This window comes from Gottschalkia purinilytica, assembly GCF_001190785.1.
Lineage (GTDB): Bacteria > Bacillota > Clostridia > Tissierellales > Gottschalkiaceae > Gottschalkia_A > Gottschalkia_A purinilytica.
Genome location: NZ_LGSS01000010.1, coordinates 101,420 through 116,580, shown reverse-complemented (window position 1 = coordinate 116,580; position 15,161 = coordinate 101,420). Strand labels below are relative to the sequence as shown.

The following is a 15,161-nucleotide window of genomic DNA, read 5'->3' as shown; positions in this document are numbered from 1 at the left end:
TTTAGCTTTAAACACAAAATTAGGGGTCTATATAGACCCCTAATTTAAATTAATATTTACATTATTATTTTCTACCAACACCCTCTACCACAAGGCATAAACAGTACAACCAATAGTAAGAAGAAAAATAGTAATTCACTACTTACACCATCCGCTCTACCCATGTATTTCACCTCATTTCGTATTTCTTACTATGAGTAAATTTAAGTCTTTCCAATTTGTGGATGACTTATTATAATATATGATTTTTAAGATTGTTTTGTGAATCTGTAGCTCAAACTTTTTATTTCACTAATTTTTCTAATTTTCATATTATGATATAGACTATATTTATTTTTTAGGGAGGTAAAATAATGTCTGAAGATCTAAAAATAAAGATAAAACAAGTCTTAAATAAATTTAGAAGAGTAAGATTTGTTCATAATGGACGTTCTTTAAAAGAAGGCGTTGATTGTCTAGGATTCCTTATTCTTTTTTACAAAGAATTCGGGATAGATATTCCTAGTGATGATGGTAAATATATAGAAAAAGATTGGTATTTAAATAATCCGGAAAGATATATAAAAGCTATAAGAAAATTGGGCTATAAAGAAGTTGGTATAGATGATCTTAAACCTCTTGATTTAGCATATTTTGTAGTTAATCATGATGTTATAACTCACTCTGGAGTAATAATAGACAATAATTTGTTTGCTCATATGTCTCCTAAAAGTGGATTACTTATAAGCAAATTAGAACGTCATTGGAAAAAAAGATTTAGGGGTGCTGTACGAATCATAGAAAGTTAATATGTTTTTAAGATTTTTATATAGAAAGTACTTGTATAGTTAGTAAAAATATTTAAAATTCTGTATTATTCACACTATGTATATTTCAAAGTTTTAAATTTTACTATCTAAGTAAGCTGTTTATATAATCATACTTAAGTCCATTAATTTTATTATTTTTTACATTAGTTTTTATAAATAAATCATATTTCCATAAATACATATAATTATATGTATTTTTTTTTAGGAATTCATAAGTAATTTTCAATTCTTTTTTCTCATATAATTTTAGAAAATTTAATTATAATTCCTTATTATTTTAAGCTTCTTCTTATATCAATTAATAATATATTACAGTTGGATAAACTGAAACTCAATTTAGATAGTTTTTTCTTTAACCAAACTTATACTCTAGTATAAGTAACCAGTAACAAATCAAAGATTTATACTCTTTGATAAGTCAAATTAGTTCATAAAAATACAATTTTTAAGTATAAAACAACTTATATTACTCTATATATAGCTTATAAACAAAAGTATTTAGATTTTTTATTAAAATAACTATTTTTAATGTTATAATTATTATGACAACTGATTAGATAAGGAGTTGAGTATATCGGAAAAAAAGTTTAATTATTTAAAATTCTTCATATTTCTATTATTATCACTTATTTTATTTGAACAAATTACAAGTTCTGGCTTTTCAAAGTCAATATCTAAAGTATTTAGTCCGTTTTTATATGGATTTTTAATAGCATATTTTTTGAATCCTTTAATTGTTTACTTAGAAAAAACTTTTAATATAAAAAAAGTGTTCAGTATTTTTATAGTTTATACCATATCATTATCTATTATTTTATTAATACTTACTAAATTAACGCCTAAAATAATTATAAGTATCAAAACCCTGATAGATGATCTACCTAGTTATTTAAATAATATAGTAAATATTTTAGAAGAAAAACTAATAAGCAATGGTACTAATCTACCTGACTCTATAAAATATATAGCTAATAATATTATAGATAAAATAAGTGAAATTAGTAGTAGCGTAGTTTCTTTTGATAATTACGATTTTACTAAAATTATAGATATTACATCTGTAGTAACTTCTGCTATTACAAATATAATTTTAGGTCTTGTAATTTCTATATACATGCTTAAAGATAAAAATATATTTGCAGTTCAGTTTAAAAAGTTACTTTATGCACTATTTGAAGAATCACAAGCACGTAATATCATAAATCTCTCTAAAGAGTTAAGTCATGTTTTCTCTAAGTTTTTAGTTGGAAAAGTAATTGACTCTTTAATTATAGGTATATTATGTTTTATCGGATTGAAAATTATAAATGCTCCATATTCTTTATTTATAAGCATTATTGTAGGTGTAACTAATGTAATACCTTATTTTGGTCCTTTTTTAGGCATTGTAGCTTCTTTTATAATAACATTATTCTATGATCCTATAAAATCTATATGGACCTTAATATTTGTAGTACTTTTACAGCAGTTTGATGGTCTATACTTAGGTCCTAAAATACTAGGTCATCATGTTGGTCTATCTCCATTTTGGACTATAACCACTATATTAGTGTCTGGCGGAATATTTGGTGTTATGGGAATGCTTTTAGCTGTTCCTGTGGTATCTGTAATAAAAGTAGCCTTAAGTAAGTTTATCAATAGTAGACTTAAATCAAAGAATATACAAATAAAATAAGGACTATTTAGTCCTTATTTTATTTTCTATTTTTTGTTTTCATATATTGAATAGAGTTTATTGAGATTATCCCCTAATTCAATTTTTTTATTTTCATCAATTTTTGTGGATTCACACTTACAACAATTTTCTGTTTTTTTCACTTCATTATTTTTAAAATTTATATTTTCATCTGTTTTTATTCTATTATCAGTATATTGTAACATATCTCTTTTTAATTCATCATTATAATTATCTTTATGTATATTAACATTTAATTCGTCATCTTTTTCTTTTATTTCTTCTGTAGAGTTAATTATATTGTCTAAATCATGTTTACATTCTTCTATATGATCTTGTTCAGATACTTCACATTTATTACAGGTTAAATCGTCAAAAACTTCATTATCTTCTATTTCTAAATTTTGACGTAACTCTAAATTGTTAATAAAATCGGCTAATTTTTCTTCATACTTATATCTTCTCTTTTCTATATTGATCTTACTATGTTCAATCTTTCTGCAAGCCTCTTTTAGCTTAATGCTCCAATCACTTAATATAACTCTTACTTCAAAATATAGTTTATCTGCTAAATAAAATATATTTTTTTTATCACAAAGTTCTTGGCTTTCTTTAATTACTTTACTTGTCTCTTCTTCCTTTAAGAAACAACTAATATCTATCTTATCATAGCAATTTAGTATATCTTTTTCTATTCTATTTATTTCTTTTAATAATAATGTTATAACTTCAAAAGCATCTCCAGGATCATTTACGTCTATATTTTTTATTATAACTTCTAACTCATTATATAGTTCATCAATTTCTTCTTTTAATTCTAGTATTGACTGTTCTACATATATTCCTAAATCATCTGTTACTATCTTTACTGAATTAACATCATTTTTAATAATTTCGTCTATCCAATTATATGAAGGTTCATATGTTTTATCATTTATATAAATATTAGATATTATTCTTCCTGTAGTATCTAAAAATTCATTTAAAGAATCTATCGTGTAAGTTAGATTATACGTATTGCTTATGTCAACTAAACTTTCATCTATATATAGTTTCATAGTATCCTCCTCTCATATTAAATTTGTATCATTTTAAATTATAAAATCTCTTTATACTCATTTATTTTTTTAAATAGCTTATATATTTCTTTTTCACTTACTCCTATTTTCTTAATGATAGTCCGAGTAATATCTTCTGGATTAGAACTATTATAGAAATTCTTATTTTTATCTATTTCATCTATAATTTTTTTATATAATATCTTTTCACTTGGAAATAAAGTATCCTCAAACTCTATTTTATATGAGTCAGGTCTCTCGTGAACTCCGCCATTATCTATATAGTCTTCATACCATGTATGTCCATTCTCGCATTCAAATTTTACTTTTTCAGGTGTATTGATTTTTATAATCTGATCTATATTGCACTCATTACACCTCATTGGATACATCCTCCTCTCTTTTAATAAGTCCGAACACACTAACTCCTTTTTCTATCTCTTTTACCTTAAATTCCTCATTATTTATTTTTACTATTCCTTCTTCTGTAACCTGTATATCTAAGTCTAAGTTTTCTATATTAAGTTTATCTATATAATAAGGATGTATAAGTACAAATACTGAATTTATTTGAGTTATATCTTTATTATTAGTATTTGATAAATTTGCTTGATTAGAAGTGTTTATTAGAAAACTATAAAGTTTATTATATTTATTTTCTAACTCCATTAATTCTCCCCCTCTCTTTTGTGAATCTATTTCTCACTATTAGTAACTTTTTTATCTGCATATATCTTTATATTTTCATCATTTATTTGATTTTCATCTAATCCATCTATAGATATTTCCCCTAACTTATTTATATCTATAGATATTGAAATTCCATTCTTTTTTTCTATATTATTTATTTCATTATTACCTATCATAACAATAAAGTTAAACTGTGATACACTACTTTTCTTTCCTTTAAATATGTTACCTTGATTAGATAAATTAACAAGTAAAGACGATACATTAGACAATATTTATCACCTCGTATATTGTTTTATAATTTCTTGTGACTTAATATTTTTTTCTTCTTTTGTTAATGTATTATCCATCCTAATATCATATAGTTTTAATAGAAGCTCTGCTGGATTTTTAAATTTCATACTGTTTATGTTAATTTCAAAATTTCCCATATTTACATTGGTACTATAAAAGTCTTTATCATCTTTTTTATTATCTTCATTTTTAATATCATCATCTTCACTATATTCTTCACTATACTCTTCGCTACATTCTTCATTTGTTTCTTCTTCAAATAACACTTCTTCAAAATTTTCATCTATCACATCACTATCATCTTCTATAAATTCCTCTTCATTTATATTCGTTTCACATTCTCTCAAAAAGTCATAAGTTATATCATCATATTCTCTATTTCTCTCCATATTATCCCTCCTAATTTTTAAAATTTAACAGTTGTACTTTCCGATCTAGTAGGACTTTTAATATCTTTTATAGGCACTATTTCTCCTTCTTTAGCCTTTTCTTTACTTTTAAGCATTTCTTCTGTTTCTTCACCAGTATTCATTCTATTATATACATCTACACTTACACTTAAATTTTTATACTTCGTATTAGTTTCATCATAAAGTTCCCCGTCTATAAAAACATTCCCTTTTAAGTCAACTCTTATCTCTGAAGGCATCTTATCATTTTTTCTTTTAGTTCTTATTATAATCCAGTCTCTCTTTTCAACGTCTCTACTATTGTTCAATATTCTCACCTTCTATATCTACATTATTTATCTTTACTGTAGAGCAAACTTGAGTTATAACAGAGTAAGCTGATAGAGTCATGTTTGACTGTTGATTCGTATTTATCTGATCTATTATGTTAGCTTTCATAGTTATTCCATTATCGTTCTGTATATCTTCTAAACTTTTTGTTAGATTATCAGACATTCTTTGTCCTCCCTTATATAAAAAATCATACTGTAATATATATGCCTTATGTTTTTTTTATATACTAAAAAAGACCTCTATTAGAGGTCTTTTTTAGTATATTATTATGCGTTGATTACATCATCATCGCTATTAGTTGAAAATCCAAATTGCGCTTCAATTATATTCAATACTTGAGCTGCTATTAGAACTAATACTTGTTGTGCACTTTGATTTACAGTCTTTTGATTTATTACACTTGCTACAAAAATATCTGACATATAATTCCACTCCTATCTTACATTATAATTTTTTATAATATATCATTTAATATTTTCTGAAGTGCTTCTATTTTATCTTTTCTAGTAGTTTTTTCATCACTTAAATCTATAGATGCAAGTGAGCTTAATATCTCAAATGGATCCACAGCTTTTATTGGATAATCTGACTCTATTCCATGCCCATTTACAGACAGATTTAGTGGATTTATTTTTTTTGAATTTAATGTTAATCCATCTTTTCCAAATCCTATTTTCAATTTATTTTCCCCCTTAATCTATATTAATCGCATATCTCATCATCGTCACTGTTAGTTGCGAATCCAAATTGTGCTTCAATTAAATTAAGAACTTGAGCTGCTATTAATACTAACGCTTGTTGTGCACTTTGATTTACACTCTTTTGATTTATTACACTTGCAACAAATATATCTCTATTTGTTGTTCCACATCCTTGTTTTTTTGCACTTTTATTATTTCCGTTTAGATATTTATATGCTAGTTGTTTACTCACTTTTAAATATCTCCTTTCTTACATTATGCATTGATTACATCATCATCTAAATTAGTCGCAAAACCGAATTGTGCCTCAATTATATTTAATACTTGAGCTGCTATTACTACTAAAACTTGTTGTGCACTTTGATTTACACTCTTTTGGTTTATTACACTTGCTACAAAAATATCTGACATAAAACAATCCTCCCGTTCATACCCTTTTTATTTTTTTCTTTAAGTTGCCTAATAAACATACTATGATTATTTTAAAAAAGTGTTCCACTTTATAAAAAAATAAAAAAAATGTTGATAGATCAACATTTTTTAATCTTAATATTATTATTAATGATTTACAAATACCATATTTTAAAATTAGTGAGAATTTATTTTTAAGTTTATTCTTTCTAAAATAATAATATTTAAATATAGCCATATAAACCCCGCACCAAATCCACCTATGATATCTGTAGGCCAATGTACTCCTAGATAAACTCTACTAAATCCTATTAATATTATTAAAAGCCCAGTTAATATCCATAGTAGCTTTTTTTTATTATTCCAAGTTCTATTTCTCATTAGCAAATATGCTAAAATTCCATAACTACTTATTGCTACCATAGAATGTGCACTAGGAAAACTAAATCCTGTTTCATTAACTAAAAAGTAAGCTTCTGGTCTTATTCTTCCATAGTAATTTTTTAGAATTAAATTAAGTAGAAAACTACCTAAAACACCACTTAATAATGCTACAATATTCATATATGTTTTTCTTTTAATAAAAAATGCTATCATTAATATGCATAGGATGATGTAGAATTTAGCTGAGCCTAGAAAACTTATTACTTTCATGAACTCTTTCATATAAGGTGATATATTTCTATGTAAGGTAGAAATTATAACTTCGTCAAAATAAATACCTGCTGAAGTATTTTTGATTTTGTTTCCTAATATTAATAGTACAATTAAAAATATAATTGAAAGTATGAATCCTATTATGCTAAGTTTAAAAATCTTTTTAGTAAATCTGTTATTAGAATTATTATTATATCTCAATTTTAACCTCCCATAAGTTTTTTCTTAAGTATTATTATATTATTATTTTATATATACTTCTAGTTTTTTATTAATATGTGATAATAACCATATATGTTAATTTTATCCACAATATCCACATTTATAAGTGGATACTTCTATGGATAAATTAATTTAATTATTTATTCATTTTACAATGATTATTATATATAAATATTATTTTTACACAAATTAATAATTATCCACAATAACTTTTCCACAAAACAATAAATATTACTTAGTTATTTTTGTTCTATCTCATTAAAATATTTGATCAAACCTATATATATGGACCAAGCTATTTTCTCTTGATACTTTTCACTATTCAATAGCTTTTCTTCATTTGAATTAGATAAAAATCCGCATTCTATTAGAACTGAAGGCTTCTCGACTTCTCTTATTAAATATAAGCTATCTCTACTCTGAGGTACCCTATTATTATCTTTGTCTAAAGAATTTTTAAATTCTTCCTGTATTAATTCTGCTAATTTTTTACTACTCTCACATCCTTTTTTATAAAAAGTCTGTGCTCCATAATACTGCTTTTGTGTAAAACTATTTAAATGTATGGAAAGAAAAACATCTGGATTGCTATCATTTACTAGTGCTTTTCTATTTCTTAAATCTTCATTTTTTTTCTCTCTAATAGTTTTAGAATCATCTGTATATAATCCAACATCCTCATCTCTTGTCAATATAACTACTCCACCATTTTGTTCAATTAATTTTCTAAGCTTTAAAGCTATCTCTAAATTTATGTCATCTTCCTTTTTTTCCAGTTGTCCCGCAGCTCCAGGATCTATTCCACCATGACCTGCATCTATAGCAATAACCTTATTTGTAACTGGTAAATAAAAGGTTGGAGTAACACTATTATTTATTCTTAAAATGTATCCTAACGCTATAATAAATATTGGTAGTAAAGCAATCCACTTTTTCTTTATATACAATACCCTCATATTGATCCCCCTACTATAAGATTTTAAATTAACTAGTAGTTAATTTATAAGACATTATCATATATATTTATATTTTATTGTTTTTTGATTTATATATTACATAAATATGTATAGTAATTTTTTTAACACTATATACTCTTTTATTACTTCTATTGCATATTGTTATGATTCTAAATACCATTTATATTTCAGCAATTTTTATTGTTTATAATTATAATTTTCTTAATACCTTTCCTTACTATTATTTACATTTATTGCACTCTCTTGTAATTGCTATGTAACCACTTACAGTCCATAGTTATATATCATATAAATAGAAATATTAAAAATCTAATAATTTTATACCATATACGGGAGATGATTCAGTGAAGAGAAAAGTAGTAAGTATTTTGTTAACAGATATAATAGCTGTTATAGGATTGGGAATAAGTACTTCTTCAGCAGATAAATCAAATAAAGAAAATATAGAATTACCAAAAAAACACTATATACTAAAAGAAACTATAGGAGACATTAATGGAGATAAAGTAAATGATTCCGTTTATTTAGTAGGAAAAAAGAATCAAAGGATGACATTTATTCAACTGAAATAAATCTATATATAAAAGATGGAAGGGCTAATAATACAAAGAAAATAAGCCTAGATAAGCTTTATGGATATGATGCAGATATGTTTATAGGAGATTTCACTGGAGACAAGATAAACGACTTATTTATAAGCGCTAGTATAGCTGGAAATGGAGGAATCATAAATAATCGTATAGTAAAGTTAAGTGAAAAGAAGCCTAAAATAATATTCAGTGAAAAAGAAAATGAAGGTATTAAAATTCAGGGAGATTACCTAGATAATTTCAGAGTAAAGCTATATACTAATACTAATAAACAATTTGAGATAGACCTAAGCTTTAATGAAAATACTTATATTAAAAATAAAATATACGACAATAATGGAAAGTTGCTAAAACAAGTAAAGACATGGTCTGATAGTTTTCAAAACTTAAAACCAGTTGATTATGATGGTGATGGAATATATGAACTTGTTGGAAATCAAAGTATATTCGAAACTTCTCATGTAGATAAAATTTCTCATTTAAATTCTCTCTGGAAGTATGAAAGTAATAAATGGCAGCCTAAAGAAATAGAATACTCATCATTTCTAATTAAGCAACCTATATCTTAAAAATAAAGTTCTTCATCTTTAGAACAGTTTTAATACAATAAAAAACACTGGATATACCAGTGTTTTTTTATCTTTTTCACTATCTTTTTGAGAATTGTGGTGCTCTTCTCGCTTTCTTTAATCCGTATTTCTTTCTTTCTTTCATTCTTGGATCTCTTGTTAAGAAACCTGATTTTTTTAATACAGGTCTTAACTCTTCATCAACTTTAAGTAACGCTCTTGCTATACCATGTCTTATAGCACCAGCTTGACCTGTAAATCCACCACCATTTACAGTAACTACAACATCATATTTATCTAAGTTTTCAGTAACCACTAGTGGTTCTGTTGCTATAACTTTTAGTGTATCATAGTTAAAATAATCATCTAATTCTCTTTTATTTATAGTTACTTTACCTGAACCAGGGTATAATCTTACTCTAGCCACAGACTTCTTTCTTCTACCTGTTCCGTAGTATTGAACTTTAGCCATCTATAATCCTCCCTTCCTGAATACTATAATTCATAAACTTCAGGTTTTTGTGCTTGTTGATTGTGTTCTGCACCTTTGTATACTCTTAATTTTTTAAGCATTTGTCTTCCTAAACTATTTTTTGGAAGCATACCTTTAACTGCTAACATAAGAGCTTTCTCAGGATTTTTATCCATTAACTTATTATAAGGAACTTCTTTAAGTCCTCCTGGATGTCCTGTATGATATCTATATACTTTTTGATTTATCTTATTACCAGTTAATATGATATCTTTAGTGTTTATTACTATAACATGATCTCCTGTGTCAACATGAGGAGTATATATAGGCTTATGCTTTCCTCTTAATATTTTTGCTACTTCACTAGCTAGTCTTCCTAATGTTTTTCCACTAGCATCGATCACGTACCATTTTCTTTCAATCTCTTGCGGTTTAGCAACGTAGCTTTTCATCCTCTTTTCCCTCCTTATTCAATACCAAGATTTATTAATGTCATACTATCTCATAAATATTAGTTTGAATATGTTTTATATAAAAATCCGGGGCTAGTGGATTTTTTATTCTAACATACCTATATATTGTAATACATGCACCCACGTGTGTCAAGGCATTTAACAATTTTTAATAAAATACTTCACGCAAATATAACCCTTTTGCAGGCGATGTATGTCCAGCCTTTCCCCTATCTTTAGATTCTATAATTTTAGGTACTTCACTATAGTGTATTTTACCTGTTCCTATATCTACCAGAGTTCCAACTATTATTCTAACCATATTATACAAAAATCCAGTTCCCTTAATGTATATTTCTATAATTTCTTCTTGTCTATTTAAATAAGCTTCTTGTATGCTCCTTACTGTATCTTCTATTGAACTTCCTGATGACATGAAAGAACAAAAATCATGTGTCCCTATAAAATATTTAAGTCCTCTTTCCATGTTATCTATATTCAACTTATAAGAAACATGATAAGAATAGTTTCTCAGAATAGGGCTTCTAGTTTTATTATTGTATATAACATATTTATATTGTTTGCCTACTGCACTATACCTTGAATGAAAGTCTTCTAATACCTCTATAGACTCTCTTATTGATATATCTTGAGGCAATACACTATTTAATGCATCTTTTATCTTTATATCTGGTATACTTGTATTTGTGTAGAAATTTGCTACCTGACCTAATGCATGAACTCCACTATCTGTTCTACCTGAACCTATTAAAGTAATATCTTCTTTGGTTATTTTATATATAGCATTTTCTATAGTTTCCTGTATCGTAGGTTGATTAGGTTGTTTTTGCCATCCACAATATGAAGTCCCATCATATTCAACTATAAGTTTAATATTTCTCATTTAAATCCCTCTATATAAATCTATACACTATTATGATAGCCAATAATAATAGTGTTATAAACATAGCCACATAATCTCTTTTTTCGAGTTTTAGTTGTTTCATTCTAGTTCTATTCTCTCCACCCCTATAGCATCTTGCTTCCATAGCCATTGCCAAATCATCTGCACGTCTGAAAGCACTTATAAATAAAGGTACTAATAGTGGAACTAAGCTTTTAGCTCTTCTTATTATATTACCACTTTCAAAGTCTGCACCTCTCGCCATTTGAGCCTTCATTATCTTATCAGTTTCTTCTAACAATGTAGGAATAAATCTTAACGCTATTGTCATCATCATTGCAAGCTCATGCGCAGGTACTCCTATTTTAGAAAATGGACTAAGTAATTTTTCTATGCCATCTGTTAATGATATGGGTGATGTAGTAAGTGTAAGTAATGTTGTCCCTATAACTAATAGTATAAGTCTTAAAGCCATAAATGTAGCCTGTATCAATCCTTCTTTTGTAATATCTAAAGGACCTATCTCAAATAATATTTCTCCTTTTGTCATAAAGACATTTATAGCAAACGTAATAGATATCAGTATTAATAGGGGTTTAAGTCCTTTTAAAACATATCTTATTGGAACTCTGGAAAGTTTCATAACAGATAATATAAATAATGCAACAAATATATATGGATAAAAGCTATTTATAAAAAAAAGAGAGATGATAAAAAGAAATACTGATATTATCTTTATCCTAGGGTCTAAGTTGTGGATGACAGTATCTCCAGGAAAATACTGACCTATAGTTATATTTTTAATCATTCTCTTTTCTCCTCATATATTTTAATAATTCCTCTTTAGCTTCATCTACTGTAAATATATCATCTCTTATATTTTCGATCTTATTTTTCAAAGCCCTCATAAAATATGTTATTTGAGGTACCCCAAGCCCAAAGTTTTCTAACTCTTCTACTCTTTTAAATATTTCTCTTGGTTCTCCATATAATGCAACTTTTCCTCGATGCATAACTATTATTTTATTAACAAGGCGTGCTATATCTTCCATACTATGAGATACAAGTATTATAGTCATATTATTTTTCTCATATAGTTGTTGTATTTGTCCTAATATATCATCTCTTCCTTTTGGGTCAAGACCTGCTGTTGGTTCATCTAAAATTAAAACCTCTGGTTTCATAGCCAATACGCCTGCTATAGCTACTCTTCGTTTTTGTCCTCCACTGAGTTCAAAAGGAGATCTATCTTTTACTTTTTCATAGTCTAATCCTACTAATTCCATAGACTCAAGTACTCTTCTATGAATTTCTTCTTCTGATAATCCTAGATTTTGTGGTCCAAAAGCTATATCCTTATAAATAGTCTCTTCAAATAACTGATGTTCTGGATATTGAAATACTAGTCCTACTTTTTGTCTCACACTTTTAAGACTAATCTCTTTTGATGTAATATCCATATTATTTATCTCTATATTTCCTGAGTTAGGTTTAAGTAATCCATTTAAATGTTGTATTAGAGTTGATTTTCCAGATCCTGTATGTCCGATTAGTCCTATAAAATCTCCTTGCTCTATTTCAATATTAATATCATCTAGAGCTTTTTTTTCAAAAGGAGTTTTTTCATTATAAACATGTGTTAATCCTGTAATTTTTATACTCATATTACATTCACCAATTCCTCGACAGTTAATATATCACTAGGTAAGTTTATCCCTTCTTCTCTCAATTTGTGTACTAATTCAGTAACTTGTGGGACATCAAGACCTAGTTCTTTTATTTTTTTTACCTGACTAAATACCTCTTTAGGAGTTCCTTCCAGTACTATTTGTCCTTGTTCCATTACTATTATTCTATCTGCTTCTACAGCTTCATCCATATAATGAGTTATGTGAACTATTGTTTTATTTTCTTCCTTGTTAAGTTTTTTTATAGTGCTAATAACCTCTTTTCTACCAGAAGGATCTAGCATAGCTGTCGGTTCATCTAAGATTATACACTCCGGTCTCATAGCTAATACCCCTGCTATAGCTATTCTCTGTTTTTGTCCACCAGATAATAAGTGCGGTCCATGAGTTTTATATTCTGTCATTTCTACTACTTCTAAGGCTTCATCTACTCTTTTTCTAATTTCACTAGGTTCTATTCCTTGATTTTCTGGACCAAATGCAACATCTTCTTCTACTATTGTAGCAACTAACTGATTGTCTGGATTTTGAAATACCATACCTGCAGTTTGCCTTATATCCCATATTTTTTCTTCATCAGATGTGTCCATGCCATCTACATAGACTTTTCCCTTTGTAGGCAGTATTAAAGAGTTCATAAGTTTAGCAAGAGTTGATTTACCTGATCCATTATGACCTAATATAACCAAGAATTCACCTTTTTTTATATCTAAGCTTACATTATTTACAGCTGTAACTATTTCATCTTCATTGCTAGGATACTCATATACCACATTTTCTATTTTAATTATTGTATCTTTCATAGTTTATCCCTCTCTGAGATATGACTCCTATGTCATTTTTTTAATCAGTAAAAAGGGACTAAGTTTGATTTTAACTTAATCCCTTTGAGTTCTATAGTAATTCTAAAATAACCATCTCTGCAGCGTCGCCTCTACGTGGTCCCATTTTTAATATTCTAGTATATCCACCATTTCTTTCAGCATACTTAGGAGCTACTTCATCAAATAAGTTTTTAACAACTGTTTCATCATACACATATGCTAAAACCTGACGTCTTGCATGTAAATCTCCTCTTTTTGCTAAAGTAATCATTTTTTCTGCCATTCTTTTAGCTTCTTTAGCTCTAGTTTCTGTAGTAGTTATTTTTCCATTTCTGAGTAAGCTAGTAACTAAATTTCTTAACATGGCTTTTCTATGGTCAGTAGGACGTCCAAGTTTTCTTAATTTAGCCATTAATCATCCCTCCTTTAGCAAGTATTACTCTTCACTTTTTCTTAAACCTAATCCTAGCTCAGCAAGTTTGTGTTGAACTTCTTCAAGGGATTTTTTACCAAGATTTCTAACTTTCATCATATCTTCTTCAGATTTTTGAGTTAGTTCCTCAACAGTATTAATTCCTGCTCTTTTTAAACAGTTATATGATCTTACTGAAAGATCAAGTTCTTCTATTGTCATTTCTAGAACTTTTTCTTTCTTATCTTCTTCCTTCTCAACCATTATCTCAACATCATTAACATGATCTGTTAAAGTTATGAATAAGTTAAGATGTTCATTTAATATCTTAGCTCCTAATGAAGTCGCTTCATCAGGTTTTATAGTTCCATCCGTCCAAACTTCTAAAATAAGCTTATCAAAGTCTGTTACTTGACCAACTCTAGTATTCTCAACTTCAAAGTTTATTTTCTTTACAGGTGTAAATATAGAGTCTATTGGTAACACACCTATAGGCTGATTTTCTTTTTTATTTTTATCGGCAGGAACATACCCTCTTCCTTTAACTATTTCCAGTTCCATGTCTAGTTTTGCATCATCATCTAATGTTGCTATGTGTAAGTCTTTATTTAATACTTCTACATCTGGTCCTGTTAATATATCCCCAGCAGTTATTACTCCTGGTCCTTCAGCTTCTATTCTTAACATTACAGGTTCATCTGTATGCATAATAGCTGCTATGTCTTTTATATTTAATATAACTTCCGATACATCTTCAAGTACTCCAGGTATTGTAGAAAACTCATGCAAAACACCTTGGATTTTTATAGAAGAAACGGCTGCTCCTGGTAATGAAGAAAGTAGAATTCTTCTTAAAGAGTTACCTAGAGTAGTTCCATATCCTCTCTCTAAAGGCTCAACTACAAATTTACCATAGGTATTATCTTCATTCATCTCAACAATTTCAATTTTTGGCTTTTCAATTTCTATCATTTATTCTTAACCCTCCTTGGTAATATTTATTTTATATCTTG

At 27.3% G+C, this 15,161-nt stretch carries 25 protein-coding genes; 4 read left to right on the top strand and 21 right to left on the bottom strand.

Translation table 11 applies throughout. The features are described 5' to 3' along the window. Positions 1–353: 353 nt before the first annotated feature. On the top strand, positions 354–788 hold the full coding sequence (locus CLPU_RS11015; RefSeq protein ID WP_050355717.1) for a C40 family peptidase: 435 nt from the start codon (positions 354–356) through the stop codon (positions 786–788). Between the two features lie 586 nt (positions 789–1,374). Next, the gene (locus CLPU_RS11010; RefSeq protein ID WP_050355716.1) at positions 1,375–2,484 is read left to right on the top strand and encodes an AI-2E family transporter; all 1,110 of its coding nucleotides are present in this window, start codon (positions 1,375–1,377) and stop codon (positions 2,482–2,484) included. Positions 2,485–2,510: 26 nt separating this feature from the next. Here CLPU_RS11010 and CLPU_RS11005 read toward each other — a convergent pair whose 3' ends face one another. The 13 genes from CLPU_RS11005 to cwlD form a co-directional block, all read right to left on the bottom strand. Then, positions 2,511–3,542, bottom strand: a complete 1,032-nt coding sequence (locus tag CLPU_RS11005; RefSeq protein ID WP_050355715.1) for a hypothetical protein — start codon at positions 3,540–3,542, stop codon at positions 2,511–2,513. A gap of 38 nt (positions 3,543–3,580) precedes the next feature. Continuing rightward, the gene (locus tag CLPU_RS11000) at positions 3,581–3,925 is read right to left on the bottom strand and encodes a hypothetical protein (protein WP_050355714.1); all 345 of its coding nucleotides are present in this window, start codon (positions 3,923–3,925) and stop codon (positions 3,581–3,583) included. After that, a complete protein-coding gene (locus CLPU_RS10995; RefSeq protein ID WP_050355713.1) occupies positions 3,915–4,211 on the bottom strand; it encodes a hypothetical protein in 297 nt (98 codons plus the stop codon). The genes CLPU_RS11000 and CLPU_RS10995 overlap by 11 nt, the downstream gene beginning before the upstream one ends. Before the next feature lie 26 nt (positions 4,212–4,237). Beyond that, positions 4,238–4,504: a hypothetical protein gene (locus tag CLPU_RS10990; protein ID WP_050355712.1), complete on the bottom strand. Its 267-nt coding sequence runs from the start codon at positions 4,502–4,504 to the stop codon at positions 4,238–4,240. Between the two features lie 6 nt (positions 4,505–4,510). After that, entirely contained in the window at positions 4,511–4,915 is a 405-nt protein-coding gene (locus CLPU_RS10985; protein WP_050355711.1) for a hypothetical protein, read from the bottom strand. Between the two features lie 17 nt (positions 4,916–4,932). Next, on the bottom strand, positions 4,933–5,244 hold the full coding sequence (locus CLPU_RS10980) for a hypothetical protein (RefSeq protein WP_050355710.1): 312 nt from the start codon (positions 5,242–5,244) through the stop codon (positions 4,933–4,935). Continuing rightward, positions 5,234–5,431, bottom strand: a complete 198-nt coding sequence (locus tag CLPU_RS10975) for a hypothetical protein (protein ID WP_050355709.1) — start codon at positions 5,429–5,431, stop codon at positions 5,234–5,236. The genes CLPU_RS10980 and CLPU_RS10975 overlap by 11 nt, the downstream gene beginning before the upstream one ends. 104 nt (positions 5,432–5,535) lie before the next feature. Beyond that, positions 5,536–5,691 carry a hypothetical protein gene (locus tag CLPU_RS17535; RefSeq protein ID WP_164492059.1) on the bottom strand — a complete coding sequence of 52 codons (156 nt, stop codon included), beginning with the start codon at positions 5,689–5,691 and terminating at the stop codon, positions 5,536–5,538. Positions 5,692–5,723: 32 nt separating this feature from the next. Continuing rightward, entirely contained in the window at positions 5,724–5,948 is a 225-nt protein-coding gene (locus tag CLPU_RS10970; protein ID WP_050355708.1) for a hypothetical protein, read from the bottom strand. A gap of 23 nt (positions 5,949–5,971) precedes the next feature. Continuing rightward, positions 5,972–6,202 carry a hypothetical protein gene (locus CLPU_RS10965; RefSeq protein ID WP_050355707.1) on the bottom strand — a complete coding sequence of 77 codons (231 nt, stop codon included), beginning with the start codon at positions 6,200–6,202 and terminating at the stop codon, positions 5,972–5,974. Positions 6,203–6,225: 23 nt separating this feature from the next. Further along, positions 6,226–6,381, bottom strand: coding sequence for a hypothetical protein (locus CLPU_RS17530; protein ID WP_164492058.1), 156 nt, complete (start codon positions 6,379–6,381; stop codon positions 6,226–6,228). 177 nt (positions 6,382–6,558) lie between these two features. Further along, positions 6,559–7,239, bottom strand: coding sequence for a phosphatase PAP2 family protein (locus CLPU_RS10955; protein WP_050355705.1), 681 nt, complete (start codon positions 7,237–7,239; stop codon positions 6,559–6,561). A 260-nt stretch (positions 7,240–7,499) separates the two neighbouring features. Continuing rightward, entirely contained in the window at positions 7,500–8,216 is a 717-nt protein-coding gene (gene cwlD, locus CLPU_RS10950) for an N-acetylmuramoyl-L-alanine amidase CwlD (protein WP_050355704.1), read from the bottom strand. 365 nt (positions 8,217–8,581) lie between these two features. Between cwlD and CLPU_RS10945 the strand changes: the two genes are divergently transcribed. Both CLPU_RS10945 and CLPU_RS10940 read left to right on the top strand, forming a co-directional pair. Beyond that, positions 8,582–8,809 carry a hypothetical protein gene (locus tag CLPU_RS10945; RefSeq protein ID WP_050355703.1) on the top strand — a complete coding sequence of 76 codons (228 nt, stop codon included), beginning with the start codon at positions 8,582–8,584 and terminating at the stop codon, positions 8,807–8,809. Between the two features lie 77 nt (positions 8,810–8,886). Continuing rightward, positions 8,887–9,396 (top strand): hypothetical protein, encoded by a 510-nt coding sequence (locus CLPU_RS10940; protein WP_050355702.1) that lies wholly within the window; start codon positions 8,887–8,889, stop codon positions 9,394–9,396. Between the two features lie 79 nt (positions 9,397–9,475). Here the strand turns inward: CLPU_RS10940 and rpsI are convergent, their stop codons facing one another. The 8 genes from rpsI to CLPU_RS10900 form a co-directional block, all read right to left on the bottom strand. Then, positions 9,476–9,868 (bottom strand): 30S ribosomal protein S9, encoded by a 393-nt coding sequence (rpsI, locus tag CLPU_RS10935; protein ID WP_050355701.1) that lies wholly within the window; start codon positions 9,866–9,868, stop codon positions 9,476–9,478. Between the two features lie 23 nt (positions 9,869–9,891). Then, entirely contained in the window at positions 9,892–10,320 is a 429-nt protein-coding gene (gene rplM, locus CLPU_RS10930) for a 50S ribosomal protein L13 (protein ID WP_050355700.1), read from the bottom strand. A 169-nt stretch (positions 10,321–10,489) separates the two neighbouring features. Beyond that, positions 10,490–11,224 carry a tRNA pseudouridine(38-40) synthase TruA gene (gene truA, locus CLPU_RS10925; RefSeq protein ID WP_050355699.1) on the bottom strand — a complete coding sequence of 245 codons (735 nt, stop codon included), beginning with the start codon at positions 11,222–11,224 and terminating at the stop codon, positions 10,490–10,492. A gap of 10 nt (positions 11,225–11,234) precedes the next feature. Further along, positions 11,235–12,032 carry an energy-coupling factor transporter transmembrane component T family protein gene (locus CLPU_RS10920; RefSeq protein ID WP_050355698.1) on the bottom strand — a complete coding sequence of 266 codons (798 nt, stop codon included), beginning with the start codon at positions 12,030–12,032 and terminating at the stop codon, positions 11,235–11,237. Beyond that, positions 12,025–12,888: an energy-coupling factor transporter ATPase gene (locus tag CLPU_RS10915; RefSeq protein WP_050355697.1), complete on the bottom strand. Its 864-nt coding sequence runs from the start codon at positions 12,886–12,888 to the stop codon at positions 12,025–12,027. Before CLPU_RS10915 ends, CLPU_RS10920 begins: the two co-directional genes overlap by 8 nt. Next, positions 12,885–13,715 (bottom strand): energy-coupling factor transporter ATPase, encoded by an 831-nt coding sequence (locus tag CLPU_RS10910; protein ID WP_050355696.1) that lies wholly within the window; start codon positions 13,713–13,715, stop codon positions 12,885–12,887. The genes CLPU_RS10915 and CLPU_RS10910 overlap by 4 nt, the downstream gene beginning before the upstream one ends. 91 nt (positions 13,716–13,806) lie before the next feature. After that, positions 13,807–14,148 (bottom strand): 50S ribosomal protein L17, encoded by a 342-nt coding sequence (gene rplQ / locus CLPU_RS10905; protein ID WP_050355695.1) that lies wholly within the window; start codon positions 14,146–14,148, stop codon positions 13,807–13,809. Positions 14,149–14,172: 24 nt separating this feature from the next. Then, on the bottom strand, positions 14,173–15,120 hold the full coding sequence (locus CLPU_RS10900) for a DNA-directed RNA polymerase subunit alpha (protein WP_050355694.1): 948 nt from the start codon (positions 15,118–15,120) through the stop codon (positions 14,173–14,175). Positions 15,121–15,161: the final 41 nt, after the last annotated feature.

Excerpts from the sequence above, each read along its gene's own strand:
- CLPU_RS11015 (WP_050355717.1), top strand. The coding sequence starts at position 354 with ATGTCTGAAGATCTAAAAATAAAGATAAAACAAGTCTTAAATAAATTT.
- CLPU_RS11005 (WP_050355715.1), bottom strand. The coding sequence starts at position 3,542 with ATGAAACTATATATAGATGAAAGTTTAGTTGACATAAGCAATACGTAT.
- CLPU_RS11000 (WP_050355714.1), bottom strand. The coding sequence starts at position 3,925 with ATGAGGTGTAATGAGTGCAATATAGATCAGATTATAAAAATCAATACA.
- CLPU_RS10995 (WP_050355713.1), bottom strand. The coding sequence starts at position 4,211 with ATGGAGTTAGAAAATAAATATAATAAACTTTATAGTTTTCTAATAAAC.
- CLPU_RS10985 (WP_050355711.1), bottom strand. The coding sequence starts at position 4,915 with ATGGAGAGAAATAGAGAATATGATGATATAACTTATGACTTTTTGAGA.
- CLPU_RS10975 (WP_050355709.1), bottom strand. The coding sequence starts at position 5,431 with ATGTCTGATAATCTAACAAAAAGTTTAGAAGATATACAGAACGATAAT.
- CLPU_RS17535 (WP_164492059.1), bottom strand. The coding sequence starts at position 5,691 with ATGTCAGATATTTTTGTAGCAAGTGTAATAAATCAAAAGACTGTAAAT.
- CLPU_RS17530 (WP_164492058.1), bottom strand. The coding sequence starts at position 6,381 with ATGTCAGATATTTTTGTAGCAAGTGTAATAAACCAAAAGAGTGTAAAT.
- cwlD (WP_050355704.1), bottom strand. The coding sequence starts at position 8,216 with ATGAGGGTATTGTATATAAAGAAAAAGTGGATTGCTTTACTACCAATA.
- CLPU_RS10940 (WP_050355702.1), top strand. The coding sequence starts at position 8,887 with ATGTTTATAGGAGATTTCACTGGAGACAAGATAAACGACTTATTTATA.
- rpsI (WP_050355701.1), bottom strand. The coding sequence starts at position 9,868 with ATGGCTAAAGTTCAATACTACGGAACAGGTAGAAGAAAGAAGTCTGTG.
- rplM (WP_050355700.1), bottom strand. The coding sequence starts at position 10,320 with ATGAAAAGCTACGTTGCTAAACCGCAAGAGATTGAAAGAAAATGGTAC.
- truA (WP_050355699.1), bottom strand. The coding sequence starts at position 11,224 with ATGAGAAATATTAAACTTATAGTTGAATATGATGGGACTTCATATTGT.
- CLPU_RS10920 (WP_050355698.1), bottom strand. The coding sequence starts at position 12,032 with ATGATTAAAAATATAACTATAGGTCAGTATTTTCCTGGAGATACTGTC.
- CLPU_RS10915 (WP_050355697.1), bottom strand. The coding sequence starts at position 12,888 with ATGAGTATAAAAATTACAGGATTAACACATGTTTATAATGAAAAAACT.
- CLPU_RS10910 (WP_050355696.1), bottom strand. The coding sequence starts at position 13,715 with ATGAAAGATACAATAATTAAAATAGAAAATGTGGTATATGAGTATCCT.
- rplQ (WP_050355695.1), bottom strand. The coding sequence starts at position 14,148 with ATGGCTAAATTAAGAAAACTTGGACGTCCTACTGACCATAGAAAAGCC.
- CLPU_RS10900 (WP_050355694.1), bottom strand. The coding sequence starts at position 15,120 with ATGATAGAAATTGAAAAGCCAAAAATTGAAATTGTTGAGATGAATGAA.